Source organism: Agrococcus citreus (assembly GCF_039527715.1).
Lineage (GTDB): Bacteria > Actinomycetota > Actinomycetes > Actinomycetales > Microbacteriaceae > Agrococcus > Agrococcus citreus.
This window is the reverse complement of the sequence record NZ_BAAAKK010000006.1, coordinates 1-20,955: the sequence shown is the minus strand read 5'-3', so window position 1 is coordinate 20,955 and position 20,955 is coordinate 1. Positions and strand designations below refer to the sequence as shown.

Genomic DNA, 20,955 nt, shown 5'->3' with positions numbered 1-20,955 from the left:
GACGCATGGCCCGCACTGCTTCCATCGAGCGCACGACGAGCGAGTCGAGCATCCGCCTCTCGCTCGACCTCGACGGCGACGGCACCTCGTCGATCTCGACGACCGTGCCCTTCTACGACCACATGCTGACGGCCTTCGCCAAGCACTCGCTCATCGACCTCACGGTCGAGGCGAGCGGCGACACCGACATCGACGCGCATCACACGGTCGAGGACACGGCCATCGCGCTCGGGCTCGCGCTGGCCGAGGCGCTGGGCGACAAGGCGGGCATCCGGCGGTACGGCGACGCCACGGTGCCGCTCGACGAGGCGCTCGCCCGTGCGGTCGTCGACCTCTCGGGCCGTCCCTTCCTCATGCACGGCGGCGAGCCCGCCGGCTTCGAGCTGCACCGCATCGGCGGCCACTTCACCGGCTCGCTCGTGCGCCACGTCTTCGAGGCGATCACGCTCAACGCGCGCATCACCGCGCACGTCGACGTGCTCGCGGGGCGCGACCCGCACCACATCGCCGAGGCGGAGTTCAAGGCCTTCGCGCGCGCGATGCGCGTCGCCGTCGAGCGCGACCCGCGCGTCACCGGCGTGCCGTCGACGAAGGGCGCGCTCTGATGGCGGCCCGTCCCACCGTGGCGCTGCTCGACTACGGGCTCGGCAACGTGCACTCCGCCGCGAAGGCGCTCGAGGCCGCCGGCGCCGACGTCGTCCTCACGGCCGACCGCGCTCGCGTCGCCGACGCCGACGGGCTCGTGGTGCCGGGCGTGGGCTCGATCGCCGCGTGCATGGCCGGGATCCAGGCGATCCACGGCGGAGAGCTCATCGGTCGTCGGCTCGCGGGCGGCCGTCCCGTGCTCGGCATCTGCGTCGGCATGCAGGTGCTGTTCTCGGAGGGCGACGAGGGCGGCAGCCCGACGGCCGGGCTCGACGAGTGGCCCGGGACCGTGCGCCGGCTGCAGGCCGACATCCTGCCCCACATGGGGTGGGCGCAGGTCGAGGCCCCCGACGACTCCGCGCTCTTCGCGGGACTGCGCGACGAGCGCTTCTACTTCGTCCACTCCTACGCCGCGACCGAGTGGTCGCTCGACCCGCACCCGCGCATCCGCCAGCCCCGAGTGACGTGGGCGCAGCACGGCGAGCGGTTCATCGCGGCCGTCGAGAACGGCCCGCTCTCCGCGACCCAGTTCCACCCCGAGAAGTCGGGGGAGGCGGGCATCCGCCTGCTGCGCAACTGGGTCAGCGGGCTCTGAGCGCGGCACCCACGAGCACCCAGCACCCACCGGAAGGCATCGATCCCTCATGACCGACTTCAACCAGTCGCCCAAGCTGCAGCTGCTGCCCGCCATCGACGTCGCGGGCGGCAAGGCGGTGCGGCTGACGCAGGGACGCGCGGGCACCGAGACGTCCTTCGGCACCCCGGTCGACGCCGCCGAGGACTGGGTGCGCCAGGGCGCCGAGTGGCTGCACCTCGTCGACCTCGACGCGGCGTTCGGCCGCGGCGACAACCGCGCGGTCATCAAGAAGGTCATCAAGGCCGTCCGCGGCCGCGTGCACGTCGAGCTCTCCGGCGGCATCCGCGACGAGGCATCGCTCGAGGCGGCGCTCGCCACCGGCGTGAAGCGCATCAACCTCGGCACCGCCGCGCTCGAGAACCCCGAGTGGACGGCGTCGGTCATCTCGGAGTACGGCGACCAGATCGCGGTCGGGCTCGACGTGCGCGGCACGACGCTCGCCGCCCGCGGCTGGACGCAGGACGGCGGCGACCTCTGGGACGTGCTCGACCGCCTCGAGGCGGCGGGCTGCAGCCGCTACGTCGTCACCGACGTGACGAAGGACGGCACGCTCCAGGGCCCGAACATCGACCTGCTGCGCCAGGTCGCCGAGCGCACGGAGAAGCCGGTGGTCGCGTCGGGCGGCATCGCGAGCCTCGACGACATCGCGGCGCTCCGCGAGCTCGTGCCGCACGGCGTCGAGGGCGCCATCGTCGGCAAGGCGCTCTACGCGGGTGCGTTCACGCTCGCCGCGGCGCTCGACGTCGCGGGCGACTGAGGCGTGGCGATGACGCCGGGCCGGGAGGCCGACTCGGCGGGCAGGCCGTGGGCGGGGCGCTCGTTCGGCCACCACGACACGGCGTACGCCGGCGACGACGGCTCGGCGCCCGAGGGCTACCTCGCGGCGGTGCGCGCGCTCGCCGACGGCACGGCGGCACCGGTCGCGGTCGTCGATGCGCTGCGGGGCGAGCGGCTGCTCGTGCCGCTGCTCGCGGCGGCGGGGGAGACGGGCGTCGACGCGGCAGGGCGGACGATCGACAAGACGCAGGAGCTGTCGATCGTCACCGTCCAGGGTCCCGACGGCGCACCCATCCTGCCGATGTTCTCGGGCGTCGCCGCGATGCAGGCCTGGAACGCGAGGGCCCGACCGGTGCCCACGAGCGTGCAGCGCGCCGCGGCCGCGGCGCTCGACGGTCCCGCGCGCATCGTCGTCGACCCGGGCGGCGAGGGGGAGTTCGTGCTCGGCCGCTCGATGCTCGAGGCGCTGCTGACGGAAGCCCCCTGGTCGTGGGGCGTCGACGACCCGGCCGTGCACGACGCGGTGCTCGACGCGCTGCTCGCGCAGCCGGCGGTGCAGGCGGTCGTGATCGCCGCCGGCGACCCGCGATGCCGGCTCGCGGGCGCCGAGCTCGAGGTGCACGCGCTCGTCGACCCCTCGCCCGACGCCGCCCGGCAGGTCGAGGCGGCGGCGCAGGCGCTCGGCGCGGCCGAGGTCGTGCGCGCGCGCATCTCCAGCGTCGCGGTGCGCGTGCACCGCTGGGACGGGGGCGCTGCGCGTCTGCCGCTCGCGGCTCCCGCGACGCTCGCCGTGACGCGCGCCGAGGCCGAGGCCCGCCGCAGGTTCTAGTTGACGGGCCCGGTGTACTTCTCGCCGGGGCCCTTGCCCGGTGCGTCGGGGATCGCGCTCGCCTCGCGGAAGGCGAGCTGCACCGAGCGGAGGCCGTCGCGCAGCGGCGCGGCGTGGATCGAGCCGACCTCCGCGGCGGCGGCGGTCACGAGCCCTGCGAGCGCGTTGATGAGCTTCCGCGCCTCGTCGAGGTCGAGCTGCTGCTCCGGGTCGTCGGCGAGGCCAACCTTCACCGCGGCGGCGCTCAGCAGGTGGATCGCGACGGTGTTGATGAGCTCGACCGCCGGGACCTCCGCGATGTCGCGCATCTCGTTGATCGCGTCCTCGTGATCGTGGTCGTGCTGCATCGCGTCGCTCATCGCACTCTTCTCCCGAAGGTCGGTGTCTGGTAGGCTTCTGCAGGTTTCGGGCATTGCGCCCGGAAGGTGAAAGAGGAGCAATCCCACCCGCAGTCGTTCCAGGCTAACGGGTCAACGGCACCGCGATGCTCTGCGTCGCAGGTGCTGAGCCGCGCAGAGCATGTGCGTTTCGGCTCCTCGTTCGCCGTGCACCAGCACACAGCACGCAACGAGAAGGAGCCCGCGATCAGCGACCCCCGCACCAATGAGCGCATCCGCGTCCCCGAAGTCCGACTGGTCGGCCCTGCTGGCGAGCAAGTCGGCGTCGTCCGGGTGGAGGATGCCCTCCGTCTTGCCCGCGAGGCAGAGCTCGACCTCGTCGAGGTCGCTCCCGAGGCGCGCCCGCCCGTCGTCAAGATCATGGACTTCGGCAAGTTCAAGTACGAGCAGGCTCAGAAGGTTAAGGAGGCTCGTCGCAACCAGGCGAACACGGTCCTCAAGGAGGTCCGGTTCCGGCTCAAGATCGACGAGCACGACTACGAGACCAAGCGCAAGCGCGCCGAGGGCTTCCTGAAGGCCGGCGACAAGGTCAAGGCCATGATCCTGTTCCGCGGTCGCGAGCAGTCGCGCCCCGACCAGGGTGTCCGCCTGCTGCAGCGCTTCGCCGAGGACATCGCCGAGTTCGGCTCGGTCGAGTCGTCGCCGATGATCGATGGCCGCAACATGGTCATGATCGTGGGCCCGATGCGCTCGAAGTCCGACGCGAAGGCCGAGCTCAACGCAGTCCGCTCCGCGCAGCGCGCCGCCGACCAGGAGAAGCGTCGCCTCGAGGCCGAGCGCCAGGCCGCCCGCCAGGCAGCCCTCGACGCCGAGCGTCCCGAGCGTCCGGCGCTGCCCGCGAGCAGCGCGGTCGCGGCAGCCGAGGCCGAGCTCCGCTCGCGTCCGGCCGGCTCCTCGAGCTCGTCGAGCTCCTCGACCTCGTCGCGATCGACGTCCGGCCCGTCGAGCTCGTCGCGCCCGTCGACCGGTGCGTCGCGCCCGGCGAGCGCAGCGTCCTCGCGCCCGTCGAGCTCGTCGCGTCCCTCGTCGGACTCGTCGGACTCGCGTCCGCGCCAGCAGCCGCGCACCGTGCAGCCGACGCCCGCAGGCGCACCGCGTCCCGCAGGCGCACCCCGGCCCGCAGGAGCGACGCCCGCCGCGGCGCCGTCCCGCACCCCCGCTGCCGCCCCGGCAGCTCCCAAGCCCGCTGTGAAGCCCGGCGCCCCGAAGCCCGCGGGGAAGCCTGCGACGCCTTCGGCGGCGACCAAGCCCGCAGCCCCCAAGGCCAAGCCCGCGGGTCCGCCCGCCGGCGAGCCAGCATCCGAGTAGGAGAAGAAGAATGCCCAAGCAGAAGACGCACTCCGGTGCGAAGAAGCGCTTCAAGATCACCGGTTCCGGCAAGATCCGCAAGCAGGGGGCTGGCATGCGCCACAACCTCGAGGTGAAGTCGTCGGTCCAGACGCGCCGCCTCAACAGGGACAAGGTCCTCGCCCCGGCCGACGCCAAGATCATCAAGAAGCTGCTCGCACGCTGACGCGCGCGACGAAGAGATAGAGAGAACAGACTCATGGCACGTGTCAAGAGGGCGGTCAACGCCCACAAGAAGCGTCGCGTCATCCTCGAGCAGGCTTCGGGCTACCGCGGCCAGCGCTCGCGCCTGTACCGCAAGGCAAAGGAGCAGCTGCTCCACTCGCACGTCTATGCCTTCCGCGACCGCAAGGCGAAGAAGGGCGACTTCCGCCGCCTGTGGATCCAGCGCATCAACGCCGCGTCGCGCGCGAACGGCCTGACCTACAACCGCCTGATCCAGGGCCTCGGCCTCGCGGGCATCGAGGTCGACCGCCGCATGCTGGCCGAGCTCGCCGTGCACGAGCCCGCCACCTTCGCGACGCTCGTCGAGGCAGCGAAGGCCGCACTGCCGGCCGACACCTCGGCTCCGCGAAGCGCAGCCTGACGTGCTCGACAGCCCCCGCGCGCCCCGCGTGCGAGAGGCTGCGAGACTCCAGCAGCGAGCAGCCCGGTCTTCGACCGGGCTGTTCCTGTTGGAGGGCCCCGCGTGCCTCGACGAGGCCGTGCGCTGGCAGCCTGCGCAGCTCGTCGAGGTGTTCGTCACCGACGCGGCGCGCGAGCGCCACCCCGAGCTGCTCGAGCGGGCCGCCCAGCACGCGCAGCTGACCGACGTCTCGGAGCGCGCGCTCGCAGCCATCGCCGACACCGTGCACCCGCAGGGCGTCGTGGCGGTCGCGAAGCAGGCGCCCGTGCGGCTCGAGGACGCCATCGCGCGCGCCGCCGCGAGCGAGCACCCGCTCGTCGCGATCCTCCACGAGGTGCGCGACCCGGGCAACCTCGGCACGATCCTGCGCGCGGCCGACGCCGCCGGCGCATCCGCGGTCGTCGTCACCGCCAACTCCGTCGATGCGTTCGCCCCCAAGGTCGTGCGCGCCACCACCGGCTCGCTCTTCCACATCGACATCGCCGTCGGCGCCTCGACCATCGACGCCGTCGAGGCCGCCGCCGCAGCCGGCCTCTCGGTGCTCGCCGCCGACGTCTCGGGGGAGGACCTCGTCGACCTCCAGTCCGAGGGCGTGCTCGCGCGACCCACGGCGTGGCTGTTCGGCAACGAGGCCCGCGGTCTCGACGCCGGCACGCTCGCGCTCGCGGATCGAGCCGCGCGGCTGCCCGTCTACGGGCGCGCGGAGTCGCTCAACCTCGCCACCGCGGCATCCGTGTGCCTGTACCAGTCGGCCTTCGCGCAGCGCGCCCTCCGCTAGGCGCCGTGTAACCATTTCGTTGCGATCGGTCAGCGTGCGTCGGGCTGGCCCATAGGTCGTGCTTTGATGACGGCATGCAGCCCCTCGTCGAGCTCGACCACGTCAACAAGCACTACGGCGACCTCCACGTCCTCAACGACATCAACGTCGCGATCCCCAAGGGGCAGGTGGTCGTCGTCATCGGCCCGTCGGGCTCCGGCAAGTCGACCTTCTGCCGCGCGATCAACCGGCTCGAGACCATCGACGACGGCGAGATCCGCATCGACGGCGTGAAGCTGCCCTCCGAGGGCAAGGGCCTCGCGCAGCTGCGGGCCGACGTCGGCATGGTCTTCCAGTCCTTCAACCTGTTCGCCCACAAGTCGATCCTCGACAACGTCACGCTCGGCCCCATGAAGGTGCGCGGCAAGAAGCGCAAGGATGCCGAGGAGCAGGCGATGGTGCTGCTCGAGCGCGTCGGGATCGCGAACCAGGCGCACAAGATGCCGGCCCAGCTCTCGGGCGGTCAGCAGCAGCGCGTCGCGATCGCTCGATCGCTCGCCATGGAGCCGAAGCTCATGCTCTTCGACGAGCCCACGAGCGCGCTCGACCCCGAGATGATCAACGAGGTGCTCGACGTCATGGTCGAGCTCGCGCACGGCGGCATGACGATGATCACCGTCACCCACGAGATGGGCTTCGCCCGCAAGGCTGCCGACCGCGTGCTGTTCATGGCCGACGGCAAGGTGCTCGAGGACTCGACGCCCGAGGCGTTCTTCTCGAACCCGCAGACCGCGCGCGCGCAGGACTTCCTCTCGAAGATCCTCACCCACTGACCCTGTTCCCAGCACACCAAATCAAGGAGAAGCACCCATGCGCAGCAAGCTGACGCTGGGCGTCGCCGCTTTCGCGGTCCTCGCCCTCACCGCGTGCGGCGGCCCCGCCGGCACGACGTCGTCCGAGGCTCCCGAGGAGCCCGCGGAGTCGGGCGCCGCCACGACCGACCACCCGTACGGCCTGGAGGTCGCGGAGTCGCCCGAGTTCGAGGCCGGCACCACGATGGCCGAGCTAGCCGAGGCCGGCTCGATCACGATCGGCACCAAGTTCGACCAGCCGCTGTTCGGCCTCGTCGGCCCCGACGGCGCCCCCGAGGGCTTCGACGTCGCCGTCGGCTCGCTCATCGCCGCCGAGCTCGGCATCCCGTTCGAGAACGTCGATTGGGAGGAGACCGTCTCGGCCAACCGCGAGACCTTCATCGAGAACGGCACCGTCGACATCGTCGCGGCGACCTACACGATCAACGACGCCCGCAAGGAGAAGATCGACTTCGCAGGCCCGTACTACGAGGCCGGTCAGGCGCTCATGGTGCTCGCGGGCAACCCCGAGGGCCTCACCGGGCCGGACGACGTCGCGGGCCTCGCGGTCTGCTCCGTCGAGGGCTCGACGCCCGCGGCGCGCATCGTCGACGAGTACGGCGCCGTGCTGAGCGCGACCGACACCTACTCCAACTGCCTCGACCCGCTGCGCAACGGCCAGGTCGTCGCGGTCACGACCGACAACGTGATCCTCGCGGGCTTCGTCGACCAGAACGCCGGTGAGTTCGAGCTCGTCAACGAGGGCGAGACGTTCACGCAGGAGCCCTACGGCATCGGTCTCGAGAAGGGCGACGACGCGTTCCGCGACTGGATCAACACGGTCCTCGAGGAGGCGGTCGCCGACGGCACCATGGCGTCGCTCTGGGAGCAGACCGCAGGCACCGTCCTGCCGACGCCCGAGTTCCCCGCACCCGACCGCTACTGATCGATCACCCGAGCCGGGTGCGGGAGGAGCTCCTCCCGCACCCGGCCGCCGGATGAGGGACTGATGCAAGCACTTCTCGAGAACTGGCCGCTCTGGCTGCAGGGCATGGGCGCGACACTGCTGCTCACCGCCGTGGTGACGCTCATAGGCCTGCCCATCGGCATCCTGCTCGCCGGCATGCGCGTGTCGCCGGTCGCGGCGCTGCGCGTCGTCGCGGCGGTCTGGACCGAGGTCGCGAGGAACACGCCGCTCACGCTCGTGTTCTTCTTCACCGCCTTCGTGCTCCCGAAGCTCGGCATCGTCCTGGACTTCACCCTCGGCGCGGTCATCGCGCTCACCTACTACACGAGCGCGTTCTTCGGCGAGGCGGTGCGCTCCGGCATCAACTCCGTTCCCCTCGGGCAAGCCGAGGCGTCGCGCTCGATCGGCCTCGGCTTCGGTGCCACGATGCGGCTCGTCATCCTGCCGCAGGCGTTCCGCAGCGTCATGCCGCCCGTCATCAACGTCGTCATCGCGCTCGTCAAGAACACCTCGGTCGCGATGGGCTTCTTCGTCTTCGTGCTCGTCTCGGTCGCCCAGCGGCTCTCGAACGTGTACGGCGACCAGAGCCTCCAGATCTTCGTCGGCATCGCCCTCAGCTACCTGATCCTGACGGTGCCGCTCGGCCAGCTGGTCGACCACCTCGAGCGCAAGTGGAGCGTGCAGCGATGAGCGGCTCCGTCCTCTTCGACGCCCCGGGACCGAACGCCATCCGGCGCTCGCGCATCCTCTCGATCGTCTTCGCGGTCGTCGCGGTCGTGGCGCTCGCCCTCGCGGCCTACCAGCTCTGGCTCGGCGGCGCGTTCTACCAGGATCGCTGGGACATCTTCCAGGATCCGCAGCTCTGGTTCGGAGCGCGCGGGCTCATGGTCGGGCTCGGTACGACCCTGTCGATCGCCGCGATCGCGGCCGTCGGCGCGATGATCCTCGGCGTCGTGTTCTCGATCATGCGCAACGCGGCCTCCGCGTGGGTGCGCGTGCCCACCACGATCGTCCTCGAGTTCTTCCGCGGCATGCCCGTGCTGCTGATGATGCTCTTCATCCTCATCGTCTTCTCCACCGGCGCCTACTGGGCCGTCGTCTGGGCGCTCATCGTCTACAACGGGGCGATCATCGGCGAGGCGCTCCGCGCCGGCATGAAGTCGCTCCCGAAGGGGCAGCGCGAGAGCGGGCTCGCGATCGGCCTGACGCCGCTGCGCACGACGCTCGAGATCGAGCTGCCGCAAGCGCTGCGCATCATGCTGCCGATCATCCTCGCGCAGCTCATCGTGCTGCTGAAGGACACGTCGCTCGGCTACATCGTCGGCTCGCCCGAGATCATCCGCATCGGGCGCCAGCTCGTCGACTTCTACGACCGCCAGGGCGGCCCTTACGCGCTGTCGATGTTCTTCGTCATGCTCGCGATCTTCCTCGCCATCAACCTGAGCCTCTCCGCGCTCGTCCGCCTGCTCGCGAAGCGCATGCAGCGGCCGCGCCGTGGCGGGCCGAACCTCGACGGCACCGCGACCACCGCGATCCCCGTCTCGACGCAGGCGCTGCGCGAGATCAACGACCCGCAGGCCGACGTCACCCGGCTGCCCGGCGCCGGCATGGGCTCGGGCGGCGGCGGCTGACGCCGACGGCTCGGTAGGATCGTCGGGTGCTGAACCCAGACGATCCCACCGGCCTCGGCGCGCGCGTCGACGCCGCGGTGACCGCGGCGCTCGCCGCCATCGACGCCGCCACGACGACCGCCGACCTGCAGGCCGCGAAGTCCGCCCACAACGGGCAGGGCTCCGAGCTCGCGTCGCTCAACGCGAGCCTGCGCGAGATCGCGCCCGAGGACCGCAAGGCCGCCGGCCAGACGATCGGCGCCGGTCGCTCGCGGGTCGCAGAGGCGATCGCCGCCCGGCAGGCCGAGCTCGCGCTCGCCGAGGAGGCCGCGCAGCTCGAGACCGAGCGCGTCGACGTCACCGCGCTCCCGCGCATCCGCTCGCGCGGCGGCCGCCACCCGCTCACGATGCTCAAGGACGAGATGAGCGATGTCTTCGTCGGCATGGGCTGGGAGGTCGCCGAGGGCCCGGAGCTCGAGCACGAGTGGTACAACTTCGACGCGCTCAACGTCGACCCCGACCACCCCGCGCGCAGCGAGTCCGACACGTTCTACGTCGCACCCGCCGACCGTCACATGGTGCTGCGCACGCAGACGAGCCCCGTGCAGCTGCGCGCGATGCTGACCCGAGAGCTGCCGATCTACGTCGTCGCGCCCGGCCGCGTCTACCGCACCGACGACATCGACGCGACGCACCTGCCGGTCTTCACGCAGATGGAGGGACTCGCCGTCGACAAGGGGCTCACGATGGCCCACCTGCGCGGCACGCTCGAGCACCTCGCGCGCATCATGTTCGGCGAGGAGGCGAAGATCCGCCTGCGCCCCAACTACTTCCCCTTCACCGAGCCGAGCGCCGAGATGGACGTGTGGCACCCCGGCATGCGCGGCGGCGCGCGCTGGGTCGAGTGGGGCGGCTGCGGCATGGTCAACCCCAACGTGCTGCGCGCTGCGGGCATCGACCCCGACGTCCACTCCGGCTTCGCGTTCGGCATGGGCATCGAGCGCACCCTCCAGTTCCGCTACCTGCTCGACGACATGCGCGACATGATCGAGGGCGACGTCCGCTTCACGGAGCAGTTCGGGATGGTGATCTGATGCGGATCCCGCTGTCATGGCTCGGCGAGCTCGTCGAGATCCCGAAGGACGACACCGCCGACTGGCTGCACGCGACGCTCGTGCGCGTCGGCTTCGAGGAGGAGGCCGTCCACGGCGGCGAGCTGCGGGGGCCCATCGTGGTCGGCCGCGTGCTCGAGCTCGTGGAGGAGCCGCAGAAGAACGGTAAGACCATCCGCTGGGTGCAGGTCGATGTCGGCGAGGCCAACGGGGGCGTGCGCGGCGTCGTCTGCGGCGCGCTCAACTTCGTCGAGGGCGACCGGGTCGTCGTCACGCTGCCGGGCGCATCGCTGCCGGGCGGCTTCGAGATCGCTGCGCGCAAGACCTACGGCCACGTCTCCGACGGCATGATCGCCTCCGAGCGCGAGCTGGGCCTCGGCGACGACCACGACGGCATCATGCGCCTCGACGAGCTCGGCATCCCCGGGGAGGTCGGCGAGGATGCGCTGACGATCCTCGGCCTCGACGACCAGGCGGTCGAGATCAACGTCACGCCCGACCGCGGCTACGCGCTCTCGCTCCGCGGCATCGCGCGCGAGGTCGCGACGGCGACGGGCCAGCCCTTCCGCGACCCCGCCGCGATCGAGACCGGCACCGCGGCCGGCTTCCCGGTCGAGCTGCGCGACGACGCCCCCATCCGCGGCCGCGACGGCTGCTCTCGCTTCGTCGTGCGCGTCGTGCGCGGCATCGACCCGAGCCGGCCGACGCCCTCGTGGCTCGCCTCTCGCCTGCGGCTCGCGGGCATCCGCTCGATCTCGCTCCCGGTCGACATCACGAACTACGTCATGCTCGAGCTCGGGCAGCCGATCCACGGCTACGACCTCGGCAAGCTGCAGGGCGGCATCGCCGTGCGCCGAGCAGCGCCGGGGGAGCGGCTCACGACCCTCGACGGCGTCGACCGCGCGCTCTCGACCGAGGACCTGCTCATCACCGACGACCGCGGCGCCATCGGCCTCGCGGGCGTCATGGGCGGCGCCGAGACCGAGATGGATGGGTCGACCACCGACGTGCTCATCGAGGCGGCCACGTTCGATCCCGTCACGATCGGCCGCACCGCGCGACGCCACAAGCTGTTCTCCGAGGCCTCGAAGCGCTACGAGCGCGGCGTCGACCCCGCCGTCGCGGCAGCCGCGGCGGCGCGCGTCGCGCAGCTGCTCGTCGAGCTCGCCGGCGGCACGATCGACGAGCTCGGCACCGACGTGGGCGAGGTGCCCGCGATGGCGCCCATCCGCATCCCGGTCGGCTTCTGGAGCGACCACACGGGTGCCGACTACACCGTCGACGAAGCACGCGATGCGCTCGAGCGCATCGGCGCGCAGATCGACGAGGACGCGGATGCGTGGACGGTGACGCCGCCCACGTGGCGCCGCGACCTCGTCGACCGCGAGGGACTCGTCGAGGAGGTCGCGCGGATCGTCGGCTTCGACCGCATCCCCTCCGTGCTGCCCGTCGCGCCCCCCGGCCGCGGCTACACGCGCGCCCAGCGGCTGCGCCGCCGCGTCGCGGACGCGCTCGCCTCGAACGGCCTCACCGAGGTCCTCGTCGCGCCGTTCGTCACCGAGCGGCAGGCCGCGATGGTGGGCGCAGCGCCCGTGCGACTCGAGAACCCCCTCGACGGCGAGCGCCCGTGGCTGCGCACCGCGCTGGTGCCCGGCATGCTCGACACCGCGCACCGCAACCTCGGCCGCGGACTCACCGACCTCGCGCTCTTCGAGCTCGGCCGCGTCTTCCACGCCGTCGACGGCCAGGGCACCGACACGCTGCCGAGCGCGGCGGCCCGCCCCTCCGACGTCGAGCTCGCCGAGCTCGACCGCCTGCCGGAGCAGCCCGACCACGCGGCGGTGCTGCTCGTCGGCGAGCGCGTGCGCAAGCAGCCGGGCACGCCCGCCGCGCGCTACGGCGTCGCCGACGCGATCGAGGCGGCGGAGCGCATCGCGCGCACGCTCGGGCTCGAGCTCGAGCTGCGCCAGTCGGAGCGCGCGTGGCTGCACCCCGGGCGCACGGCCGAGCTGCTGCTGGGCGAGACGGTCGTCGGCGTCGCCGGAGAGCTGCTGCCTGCGGTGGCGGCCGCTGCCGACCTGCCGCGCGTCGTCGCCGTCGCCGAGCTCGACCTCGGCCTCCTCATCGAGCGGGCCCGCGTGAGCCTCGACACGCAGCGCATCGCGCCGGTGCCGGCGGCGACGCAGGACCTCTCGGTCGTCGTGCCCGTCGGCGTGCCCGCCGGCGAGGTGCGCCGCGCGGTGCGCGACGGCGCCGGCGCGCTGCTCGAGCACATCGCGCTCGTCGACGACTACCGCGGAGCCGGGCTCGGCCACGGCGGGCTGGCACAGGGCGAGAAGTCGCTCACGTTCGCGCTCCGCTTCCGCGCGCCCGACCGCACGCTCACGGCTGCCGAGGCCTCGGAGGCGAAGCTCGCGGGCCTCGCCGTCGCGACCGAGCGGCACGGAGCGCGGCTCCGCGAGTAGCGCCCGGCGCGGGGTAGCATCCGGCCATGGTCGAGATCACGGTGTGCGGTTCGGCGGTGGAGCGCGCCGCCGCCGAGCGGGCGACGGTCACGGTGCAGTCGCGGTGGAGCGCACCGAGCCCCGAGGCGGCGATGCATGCCGTCGCCGAGGCCCACGATCGGCTCGTGACAGACGCGGAGGCCCACGAGGCGGAGGGTGCCGCCGAGTCGTGGCACGCCGACCGGGTGTGGATCTCGCACCACGAGGAGTGGGTCGGGGAGGGCCAGCCCCGGCGGTCGGTCTACACGGCGGCCGCCGCGGTGACCGTGCGGTTCCGCGACTTCGAGGCGCTCGGCACCTGGATCGGCCGGGTCGGCCTGCACCAGACGCACGAGGTGGGCGGCATCCAATGGTCGCTCTCCGACGCGACCGAGCGGCAGCGCGCGAGGGCTGCCCGCACGCGCGCGATCGCCGACGCGGTCGAGCGCGCCGGCGACTACGCGGCCGCGGCGGGGCTCGGCGCGCCCGTCATCGACGCGATCCAGGAGCCGGGCACGATGCCGCCCGGGCCCGTCGCGCCGAAGGGCCGCATGGCGGCGATGGCGATGGAGGCCGCCGACGCGGGCCCCGCCGTCTCGCTCGAGGCGGGCGAGCTCGAGGTGCGCGCCGCGGTCGAGGTGCGGTTCGTCGCGGATGCGCTGCGGCACGACCGGGGATCGGCGGGCGACTAGCCTGGAGGCATGAGCCTCTCCGTCGCCGTCGCAGGCGCGAGCGGATACGCGGGCGGTGAGCTGCTGCGGCTGCTCGCCCAGCATCCCGAGCTGGAGGTGCGCACGGTCACGGCGCACGCCAACGCCGGGCAGCCCCTCGTCTCCGTCCACCCGAACCTGCGCTCCCTCGCCTCGCTGACCTTCCAGGAGACGACCGCCGAGGTGCTCGCGGGCCACGACGTCGTCTTCCTCGCGCTGCCGCACGGCCACTCCGCCGGCATCGCCGCGCAGCTGCCCGAATCGACGCTCGTGGTCGACGCCGGCGCCGACCACCGGCTGCTCGACGCTCACGACTGGCAGTCGTTCTACGACACCGAGCACGCCGGCACCTGGCCCTACGGCATGCCCGAGCTGATCCTCGCCGATGGCGGCAGGCAGCGCCGCGAGCTGCGCGCCGCGCGGCGCATCGCCGTGCCCGGCTGCAACGCCACGGCGGTCACGCTCGCGATCGCCCCCGGCATCGCGGCGGGACTCGTCGACCCGACGGGCCTCACGTCGGTGCTCGCGGTCGGCTCCTCGGGCGCGGGCCGTGCCGCGAAGACGCACCTGCTCGCGGCCGAGCTCACCGGCTCCGCCACGCCCTACGGCGTCGGCGGCACGCACCGGCACCTGCCCGAGATCGCGCAGAACCTCCGCGCGGTCGGTGCCGCCGACGTGCGCCACTCCTTCACCCCGGTGCTCGTGCCCATGTCGCGCGGCATCCTCGCGACCGTGAGCGCGCCGCTCGTCGGCGACGCCACGGCGGAGGAGGTGCAGAGCGCGTGGTTCTCCGCCTACGGCGACGAGCGCTTCGTGCACGTCCTGCCGGCCGGCTCGTTCCCGCGCACCGCCGACGTCGTCGGCTCGAACTCGGTGCACATCGGCGTCGGGCTCGACATCGCGGCCGGTCGCGTCGTCGCGATCGCGGCGCTCGACAACCTCGGCAAGGGCACGGCGGGCGCCGCGATCCAGTCGGCCAACATCGCGCTCGGCCTCGACGAGCACACGGGCCTCTCGGTCGACGGGGTCGCGCCGTGAGCGTGACCGCAGCCGCGGGCTTCCGCGCCGCGGGCGTCGCCGCCGGCGTCAAGTCGTCCGGCGGGCCCGACGTGGCGCTCGTCGTCAACGACGGACCGCTCGACGCCGCCGCCGCCGTCTTCACCTCGAACCGGGCCAAGGCCAACCCCGTGCTGTGGAGCCAGCAGGCGATCGCGGGCGGCAGCGCTCGCGCCGTCATCCTCAACTCGGGCGGCGCGAACTGCTTCACGGGCGCGTTCGGCTTCCAGACGACGCACCAGACCGCGGAGCGGGTCGCCGAGCGGCTCGGGATCGGAGCCATCGACGTGCAGGTGTGCTCGACAGGGCTCATCGGGGTCGGCGACGAGGCGTTCCGCGCCGCCGTGCTGCACGGCGTCGACCTCGCTGCGGATGCGCTCGCGGCCGGAGACGAGGCCGGGCTCGCCGCCGCGGAGGCCATCATGACGACCGACTCGAAGCCCAAGCAAGCGGTGGCCGCAGGGGATGGCTTCACCGTCGGCGGCATGGCGAAGGGCGCGGGCATGCTCGCGCCCGGCCTCGCGACGATGCTCGTCGTGCTCACGACCGACGCCGAGGCCGACGCCGACGTGCTCGACCGCGCGCTGCGCGCCGCGACCCGCACCACCTTCGACCGGCTCGACTCCGACGGCTGCATGTCGACGAACGACACCGTGCTGCTGCTCGCGTCGGGCGCGGCGGGCGTGCGCCCTGACGAGGCTGCGCTGACCGCCGCCGTGACCGCGGTGTGCGACGGCCTCGCGCGCCAGCTGCACGGCGACGCCGAGGGCGCGACCCACGACATCGCCATCGAGGTGCGGCACGCGGCGAGCGAGGACGACGCGGTCGTCGTCGCGCGCTCCGTCGCCCGCTCCAACCTCTTCAAGGCGGCCATCTTCGGCAACGACCCGAACTGGGGTCGCGTCCTCGCGGCGATCGGCACGACCGACGCCGCGTTCGACCCCTATGCGGTCGACGTGCACTTCAACGGCGTGCGCGTCTGCCACGCGGGGGAGCCCGACCGCCCGCGCGAGGAGGTCGACCTGGCGCCGCGCGCGACGAGCATCGTCATCGACCTGTTCGCGGGCGACGAGAGCGCGACCGTCCGCACGAACGACCTCACGCACGACTACGTGCACGAGAACTCCGCGTATGCGAGCTAGGGGAGCGGCGGCCGAAGCCGCGCGGAAGGCCGAGACGCTCATCGAGTCGCTGCCGTGGCTCGAGCGCTACCGCGGCGCGACCGTGGTCGTGAAGTACGGCGGCAACGCGATGGTGTCTGCCGAGCTGCAGCGCGCCTTCGCCGAGGACATGGTCTACCTCCGCCACGTCGGACTGCAGCCCGTCGTCGTTCACGGAGGGGGCCCGCAGATCAACGAGGCGCTCCGCATCCACGGCATCGAGAGCGAGTTCCGCGGCGGCTACCGGGTGACGAGCCCCGAGGCGATGGACGTCGTGCGGATGGTGCTCACCGGCCAGGTGGCGCGCACGCTCGTCTCGCTCATCAATGCGCACGGGCCGCTCGCGGCGAGCCTCTCCGGTGAGGATGCCGGACTCTTCACGGGCCGCAGGCGCGGCACCGTCGTCGACGGCGAGGATGTCGACCTCGGCCAGGTGGGCGACGTCGTGGCCGTCGACCCGGCGGGCGTGCACCGCCTGCTCGACGCCGGGCTCATCCCGGTCGTCTCGTCGATCGCGCCCGACGGCGACAGGCCGGGGGAGAGCCTCAACGTCAACGCCGATTCGGCGGCGGCGGCGCTCGCCGCGGCCCTCGGTGCCCAGAAGCTCGTCATCCTCACCGACGTCGAGGGCCTCTACCGCGACTGGCCCGACCGCGACTCGCTCATCAGCGAGATCAGCGACATCGAGCTCGAGGCGCTGCTGCCCTCGCTCGAGTCGGGCATGATCCCCAAGATGCAGGCGTGCCTGACCGCCGTGCGCGCCGGGGTGCCGAAGGCCGCGATCATCGACGGCCGCTCGCCCCACTCCATCCTCACCGAGATCTTCACGAGCGCGGGCTCGGGCACCGAGGTCGTGCCCGGCACCGCGCATCCCACCAAGGAGACCGCATGACCCGCCACTTCCTGCGCGACGACGACCTGAGCCCCGCCGAGCAGCGCGAGGTGCTCGAGCGAGCGCGGCGCATGAAGCTGGACCGCTTCGGCGAGCGCCCGCTCGAGGGCCCCAAGTCGGTCGCCGTCATCTTCGACAAGTCGTCGACCCGTACGCGCGTGTCGTTCCACGTCGGCATCTCCGACCTGGGCGGCTCGCCGCTCATCATCTCCACCGCGTCGAGCCAGCTCGGCGGCAAGGAGACGGCGACCGACACGGCGCGCGTGCTCGAGCGCCAGGTGGCGGCGATCGTCTGGCGCACCTACGCGCAAGCGGGGCTCGAGGAGATGGCTGCCGGCACGACGGTGCCGGTCGTCAACGCGCTCTCGGACGACTTCCACCCCTGCCAGCTGCTCGCCGACCTGCTCACGATGCAGGAGCACAAGGGCGAGCTCGCCGGGCTGACGGTCGGCTTCGTCGGCGACGGCCGCTCCAACATGGCCCAGTCGTACCTGCTCGCGTGCGCGACCGCCGGCATGCACGTGCGCGTCGGCGCACCCGCCGAGTACGCGCCCGAGGCGGGCGTCGTCGCCGACGCGCAGCGCATCGCGGGCACGACCGGCGGCAGCGCGACGGTCGTGTCGAGCGCGGCCGAAGCCATCGCCGACGCCGACGTCGTCGTCACCGACACCTGGGTGTCGATGGGCAAGGAGGACGAGAAGGCGGAGCGCGTCGCGACGTTCGGCGGCTTCAAGGTCGACCAGGCGCTCATGGACCAGGCGAAGCCCGACGCGGTCTTCATGCACTGCCTGCCCGCCGACCGCGGGTTCGAGGTGACCGCCGACGTCATCGACGGCCCGCAGTCGATCATCTGGGACGAGGGGGAGAACCGGCTGCACGCGCAGAAGGCGCTGCTCGCGTGGCTGCTCGAGCGCGCGGGATCGACGGAGGCCGCAGCATGAGCGACCAGCACGCGACGAACGAGGGATCGCTCTGGGGCGGCAGGTTCGCCTCCGGCCCGAGCCCCGAGATGGCACGGCTGTCGAAGTCGACGCAGTTCGACTGGCGGCTCGCGCAGCTCGACATCCGCGGCTCGAAGGCGCACGCGATGGCGCTCCATGCCGCGGGGCTGCTCGACGACGACGAGCTCGCCGCCATGCGCGCGGCGCTCGACGAGCTCGCCGAGCGGGTGCGCACGGGCGCGTTCGCTGCGGCGGAGTCGGACGAGGACGTCCACGGCGCGCTCGAGCGCGGCCTCATCGACATCGCGGGCGCCGAGCTCGGCGGCAGGCTGCGCGCCGGTCGCAGCCGCAACGACCAGATCGCGACGCTCGTGCGGGTGTGGATGCTCGAGGAGACCGACGAGGTCGAGCGCGGCATCCGCGCGGTGATCGAGGCGCTGCGCATGCAGGCGGCAGCGCATCCGACCGCCCCGATGCCCGGTCGCACCCACCTGCAGCACGCGCAGCCGGTGCTGCTCGCCCACCACTTGCTCGCGCACGCGTGGCCGCTGCTGCGCGACCTCGAGCGGCTCGCCGACTGGCGCGTGCGGGCGAGCGAGTCGCCCTACGGGGCTGGCGCGCTCGCCGGCTCGACGCTCGGCCTCGACCCCGCGCTCGTCGCGCGCGAGCTGGGCCTCGCGGCGCCGAGCCCGAACTCGATCGACGCGACGAGCGCGCGCGACGTCGTCGCCGAGCTCACCTTCGTGCTGACGATGACGGCGATCGACCTCTCGCGCCTCGCCGAGGAGGTCATCTTCTGGTCGACGCGCGACGTCGGGTTCGCGAAGCTCCACGACGGCTTCTCGACCGGCTCGTCGATCATGCCGCAGAAGAAGAACCCCGACATCGCCGAGCTCGCGCGAGGCAAGGCCGGCAGGCTCATCGGCGACCACGCGGGACTGCTCGCGACGCTCAAGGCGCTGCCGCTCGCGTACAACCGCGACCTGCAGGAGGACAAGGAGCCCGTCTTCGACGCGGTCGACCAGCTGCAGGTGCTGCTGCCGGCGTTCGCCGGCATGGTCGCGACGCTCGACTTCGACGAGGCGAGGATGCGCTCGGGCGCGGCAGCGGGCTACGCGCTCGCGACCGACGTGGCGGAGTGGCTCGTCAAGCGGCGCGTGCCGTTCCGCGAGGCGCACGAGATCTCGGGTGCGCTCGTGCGGCTGTGCGAGGAGCGCGGCATCGAGCTCGACGAGGCCACCGACGACGACTACCGCAGCGTGAGCGAGCACCTCGCTCCGGAGGTGCGCGAGGTGCTCACGGTCGACGGCGCCATCGCATCGCGCGACGGGATCGGCGGCACCGCTCGCTCCGCGGTCGACGCGCAGCTCGACTCGCTCGACGCGCGCCTCGCGCGCCTGGCCGCGCGCTGATCCCCGGTAGGTTCGAGTCGTGATCGATCCTGCGCCCATCCAGCTCGACCCCGCCTTCGAGAACGTGTGGGACGAGCTGCAGTACCGCGGCAGCGTGCACGTCTCGACCGACCCGGAGGCGCTGCGCGCACTGCTCGGCGGCGAGCCGATCACGTTCTACTGCGGGTTCGACCCGACGGCGCCGAGCCTGCACCTCGGCAACCTCGCCCAGCTCATCGTCATGCGCAGGCTGCAGCTCGCCGGGCACCGGCCGCTCGCGCTCGTGGGCGGCTCGACCGGGCTGATCGGCGACCCGAAGCCGACGAGCGAGCGGCAGCTCAACACGCGCGAGACGGTCGCCGAGTGGGTGACCTACCTGCAGGCGCAAGTGCTCCGGTTCCTCTCGGACGAGGGGGAGAGCGCGGTGCGGCTCGTCAACAACCTCGACTGGACGGCGCCGCTGTCGACCGTCGACTTCCTCCGCGAGATCGGCAAGCACTTCCGCGTCGGCACGATGCTCCGCAAGGACGCGGTCGCCGCGCGCATGGAGTCGGACGAGGGCATCTCCTACGCCGAGTTCAGCTACCAGGTGCTGCAGGGCATGGACTTCCTCGAGCTCCACCGCCGCTATGGCTGCCTCATGCAGACCGGCGGCAGCGATCAGTGGGGCAACCTCACCGCTGGGACCGAGCTGCTGCGGAAGGCCGACGGCGTGCACGCGCACGCGATCGGCACCCCGCTCATCACCGACGCCGAGGGACGCAAGTTCGGCAAGAGCGAGGGCAACGCGGTGTGGCTCGACGCCAAGCTCACGACGCCGTACGCGATGTACCAGTTCTGGCTCAACCAGGACGACGCGATCGTGGTCCAGCTGCTCAAGTCGTTCACGTTCCTGCCGAAGGAGCGGATCGACGAGCTCGAGGCAGCGACGGCGGCAGCGCCGTTCCGGCGGGAGGCGCAGCGCGTGCTCGCGCTCGAGGCCACCGCGTTCATCCACGGATCGGCCGCGACGCAGCAGGCGATCGACGCCTCGCACGCGCTCTTCGGCAGCGGCGACCTCTCGGCGCTCGATGCCGAGACCCTCGCGGCGGCGATCGCGTCGCTCGACAAGCTCGCGACCGCGACGCCGGATGCGCCCGTGCTGCAGCTGCTGCAGGAGACCGGACTCGTCGACTCGCTCTCCGACGGCCGGCGGGCGATCGCCCAGGGCGGGGTGTCGGTCAACAACGAGCGGATCGATGACCCGTCGGCCACGCTCGAGGGTCGACTGCTGCACGGTCGCTTCGCCGTGCTGCGGCGCGGCAAGAAGACGCTCGCTGGCGTCGACGCCGGCGCCTGACGCCTGCTGTCCCCCTGCTTCCGCGGGATTCCGGTGCGACACGCCCGGGTTGCACGCGGTTTGGGGAGCAGGGCCCAGGCCCGTGTAACGTAATCACTCGTCACCCCAAAGACGCAGAGCCGGTCAGGCCAGCGGATCAAGAGGGACCACCTCCTCGCAAGAAGGCCGCACGCAGTAGCGTGTCGCCGCCCGAAGCGAGTACGGTGACAATCCACTTCAACGAAGACAGTGCGAAGCGCGCAGCGCGACGGACGGCAGCAGCATGCAGCCGGCCCGAACGACGCCGAATCGCACAGCGTGTCGATTTGACACGGTCTGAGAAGTGGTTACGATAGAGAAGTTGCCTCGGCGCAGAACCTGAGAAGGGGATGCACGAGAGCGTCTGATCCTTGAGAACTCAACAGCGTGCACAATGTCAAATGCCAAAT

22 protein-coding genes are annotated in these 20,955 nt (G+C 72.3%); 21 read left to right on the top strand and 1 reads right to left on the bottom strand.

Annotated features, from left to right (window positions below; translation table 11 throughout):
- Positions 1 to 5 precede the first annotated feature (5 nt).
- Genes hisB through ABD106_RS13210 form a run of 4 tightly spaced genes read left to right on the top strand, consistent with a single transcriptional unit; the run spans position 6 to position 2,888 of the window.
- Positions 6 to 605: an imidazoleglycerol-phosphate dehydratase HisB gene (hisB, locus tag ABD106_RS13225; protein WP_343921139.1), complete on the top strand. Its 600-nt coding sequence runs from the start codon at positions 6 to 8 to the stop codon at positions 603 to 605.
- Positions 605 to 1,240, top strand: a complete 636-nt coding sequence (gene hisH, locus ABD106_RS13220; RefSeq protein ID WP_343921137.1) for an imidazole glycerol phosphate synthase subunit HisH — start codon at positions 605 to 607, stop codon at positions 1,238 to 1,240. Before hisB ends, hisH begins: the two co-directional genes overlap by 1 nt.
- Before the next feature lie 49 nt (positions 1,241 to 1,289).
- Positions 1,290 to 2,039: a bifunctional 1-(5-phosphoribosyl)-5-((5-phosphoribosylamino)methylideneamino)imidazole-4-carboxamide isomerase/phosphoribosylanthranilate isomerase PriA gene (gene priA / locus ABD106_RS13215; protein ID WP_343921135.1), complete on the top strand. Its 750-nt coding sequence runs from the start codon at positions 1,290 to 1,292 to the stop codon at positions 2,037 to 2,039.
- 9 nt (positions 2,040 to 2,048) lie between these two features.
- Positions 2,049 to 2,888 (top strand): SseB family protein, encoded by an 840-nt coding sequence (locus ABD106_RS13210; protein ID WP_343921133.1) that lies wholly within the window; start codon positions 2,049 to 2,051, stop codon positions 2,886 to 2,888.
- On the opposite strand, the gene ABD106_RS13205 is transcribed toward ABD106_RS13210, so the two are convergent.
- Entirely contained in the window at positions 2,885 to 3,247 is a 363-nt protein-coding gene (locus ABD106_RS13205) for a DUF1844 domain-containing protein (RefSeq protein WP_343921131.1), read from the bottom strand. The two genes, ABD106_RS13210 and ABD106_RS13205, sit on opposite strands and share 4 nt — an antisense overlap.
- Before the next feature lie 141 nt (positions 3,248 to 3,388).
- Between ABD106_RS13205 and infC the strand changes: the two genes are divergently transcribed.
- The 17 genes from infC to tyrS all read left to right on the top strand — a co-directional run bounded on the left by infC (position 3,389) and on the right by tyrS (position 20,527).
- Positions 3,389 to 4,594 carry a translation initiation factor IF-3 gene (gene infC / locus ABD106_RS13200; RefSeq protein ID WP_425545759.1) on the top strand — a complete coding sequence of 402 codons (1,206 nt, stop codon included), beginning with the start codon at positions 3,389 to 3,391 and terminating at the stop codon, positions 4,592 to 4,594.
- Positions 4,595 to 4,604: 10 nt separating this feature from the next.
- Positions 4,605 to 4,799 carry a 50S ribosomal protein L35 gene (gene rpmI, locus ABD106_RS13195; protein WP_306233565.1) on the top strand — a complete coding sequence of 65 codons (195 nt, stop codon included), beginning with the start codon at positions 4,605 to 4,607 and terminating at the stop codon, positions 4,797 to 4,799.
- A 33-nt stretch (positions 4,800 to 4,832) separates the two neighbouring features.
- The gene (rplT, locus tag ABD106_RS13190; protein WP_343921125.1) at positions 4,833 to 5,219 is read left to right on the top strand and encodes a 50S ribosomal protein L20; all 387 of its coding nucleotides are present in this window, start codon (positions 4,833 to 4,835) and stop codon (positions 5,217 to 5,219) included.
- 1 nt (position 5,220) lies between these two features.
- Complete coding sequence (locus ABD106_RS13185; RefSeq protein WP_343921123.1) at positions 5,221 to 6,036, top strand: TrmH family RNA methyltransferase; 816 nt, start codon at positions 5,221 to 5,223, stop codon at positions 6,034 to 6,036.
- A gap of 74 nt (positions 6,037 to 6,110) precedes the next feature.
- On the top strand, positions 6,111 to 6,848 hold the full coding sequence (locus tag ABD106_RS13180) for an amino acid ABC transporter ATP-binding protein (protein ID WP_343921121.1): 738 nt from the start codon (positions 6,111 to 6,113) through the stop codon (positions 6,846 to 6,848).
- 37 nt (positions 6,849 to 6,885) lie between these two features.
- Entirely contained in the window at positions 6,886 to 7,812 is a 927-nt protein-coding gene (locus ABD106_RS13175) for a glutamate ABC transporter substrate-binding protein (protein WP_343921119.1), read from the top strand.
- A gap of 63 nt (positions 7,813 to 7,875) precedes the next feature.
- Positions 7,876 to 8,523 carry an amino acid ABC transporter permease gene (locus ABD106_RS13170; protein WP_343921117.1) on the top strand — a complete coding sequence of 216 codons (648 nt, stop codon included), beginning with the start codon at positions 7,876 to 7,878 and terminating at the stop codon, positions 8,521 to 8,523.
- A complete protein-coding gene (locus tag ABD106_RS13165) occupies positions 8,520 to 9,464 on the top strand; it encodes an amino acid ABC transporter permease (RefSeq protein WP_343921115.1) in 945 nt (314 codons plus the stop codon). The genes ABD106_RS13170 and ABD106_RS13165 overlap by 4 nt, the downstream gene beginning before the upstream one ends.
- Positions 9,465 to 9,490: 26 nt before the next feature.
- A complete protein-coding gene (gene pheS / locus ABD106_RS13160; RefSeq protein ID WP_343921113.1) occupies positions 9,491 to 10,537 on the top strand; it encodes a phenylalanine--tRNA ligase subunit alpha in 1,047 nt (348 codons plus the stop codon).
- The gene (pheT, locus tag ABD106_RS13155; RefSeq protein WP_343921111.1) at positions 10,537 to 13,020 is read left to right on the top strand and encodes a phenylalanine--tRNA ligase subunit beta; all 2,484 of its coding nucleotides are present in this window, start codon (positions 10,537 to 10,539) and stop codon (positions 13,018 to 13,020) included. Before pheS ends, pheT begins: the two co-directional genes overlap by 1 nt.
- A 26-nt stretch (positions 13,021 to 13,046) precedes the next feature.
- Positions 13,047 to 13,730: an SIMPL domain-containing protein gene (locus ABD106_RS13150; RefSeq protein WP_343921109.1), complete on the top strand. Its 684-nt coding sequence runs from the start codon at positions 13,047 to 13,049 to the stop codon at positions 13,728 to 13,730.
- Positions 13,731 to 13,739: 9 nt separating this feature from the next.
- Positions 13,740 to 14,786 carry an N-acetyl-gamma-glutamyl-phosphate reductase gene (gene argC, locus ABD106_RS13145; protein ID WP_343921107.1) on the top strand — a complete coding sequence of 349 codons (1,047 nt, stop codon included), beginning with the start codon at positions 13,740 to 13,742 and terminating at the stop codon, positions 14,784 to 14,786.
- Positions 14,783 to 15,946 carry a bifunctional glutamate N-acetyltransferase/amino-acid acetyltransferase ArgJ gene (gene argJ, locus ABD106_RS13140; RefSeq protein WP_343921105.1) on the top strand — a complete coding sequence of 388 codons (1,164 nt, stop codon included), beginning with the start codon at positions 14,783 to 14,785 and terminating at the stop codon, positions 15,944 to 15,946. The genes argC and argJ overlap by 4 nt, the downstream gene beginning before the upstream one ends.
- Positions 15,936 to 16,856: an acetylglutamate kinase gene (gene argB / locus ABD106_RS13135; protein ID WP_343921103.1), complete on the top strand. Its 921-nt coding sequence runs from the start codon at positions 15,936 to 15,938 to the stop codon at positions 16,854 to 16,856. Before argJ ends, argB begins: the two co-directional genes overlap by 11 nt.
- A complete protein-coding gene (argF, locus tag ABD106_RS13130) occupies positions 16,853 to 17,797 on the top strand; it encodes an ornithine carbamoyltransferase (protein ID WP_343921101.1) in 945 nt (314 codons plus the stop codon). The genes argB and argF overlap by 4 nt, the downstream gene beginning before the upstream one ends.
- Positions 17,794 to 19,209 (top strand): argininosuccinate lyase, encoded by a 1,416-nt coding sequence (argH, locus tag ABD106_RS13125; RefSeq protein ID WP_343921099.1) that lies wholly within the window; start codon positions 17,794 to 17,796, stop codon positions 19,207 to 19,209. Before argF ends, argH begins: the two co-directional genes overlap by 4 nt.
- Before the next feature lie 19 nt (positions 19,210 to 19,228).
- The gene (tyrS, locus tag ABD106_RS13120; RefSeq protein WP_343921097.1) at positions 19,229 to 20,527 is read left to right on the top strand and encodes a tyrosine--tRNA ligase; all 1,299 of its coding nucleotides are present in this window, start codon (positions 19,229 to 19,231) and stop codon (positions 20,525 to 20,527) included.
- The last annotated feature ends 428 nt before the right edge of the window (positions 20,528 to 20,955 follow it).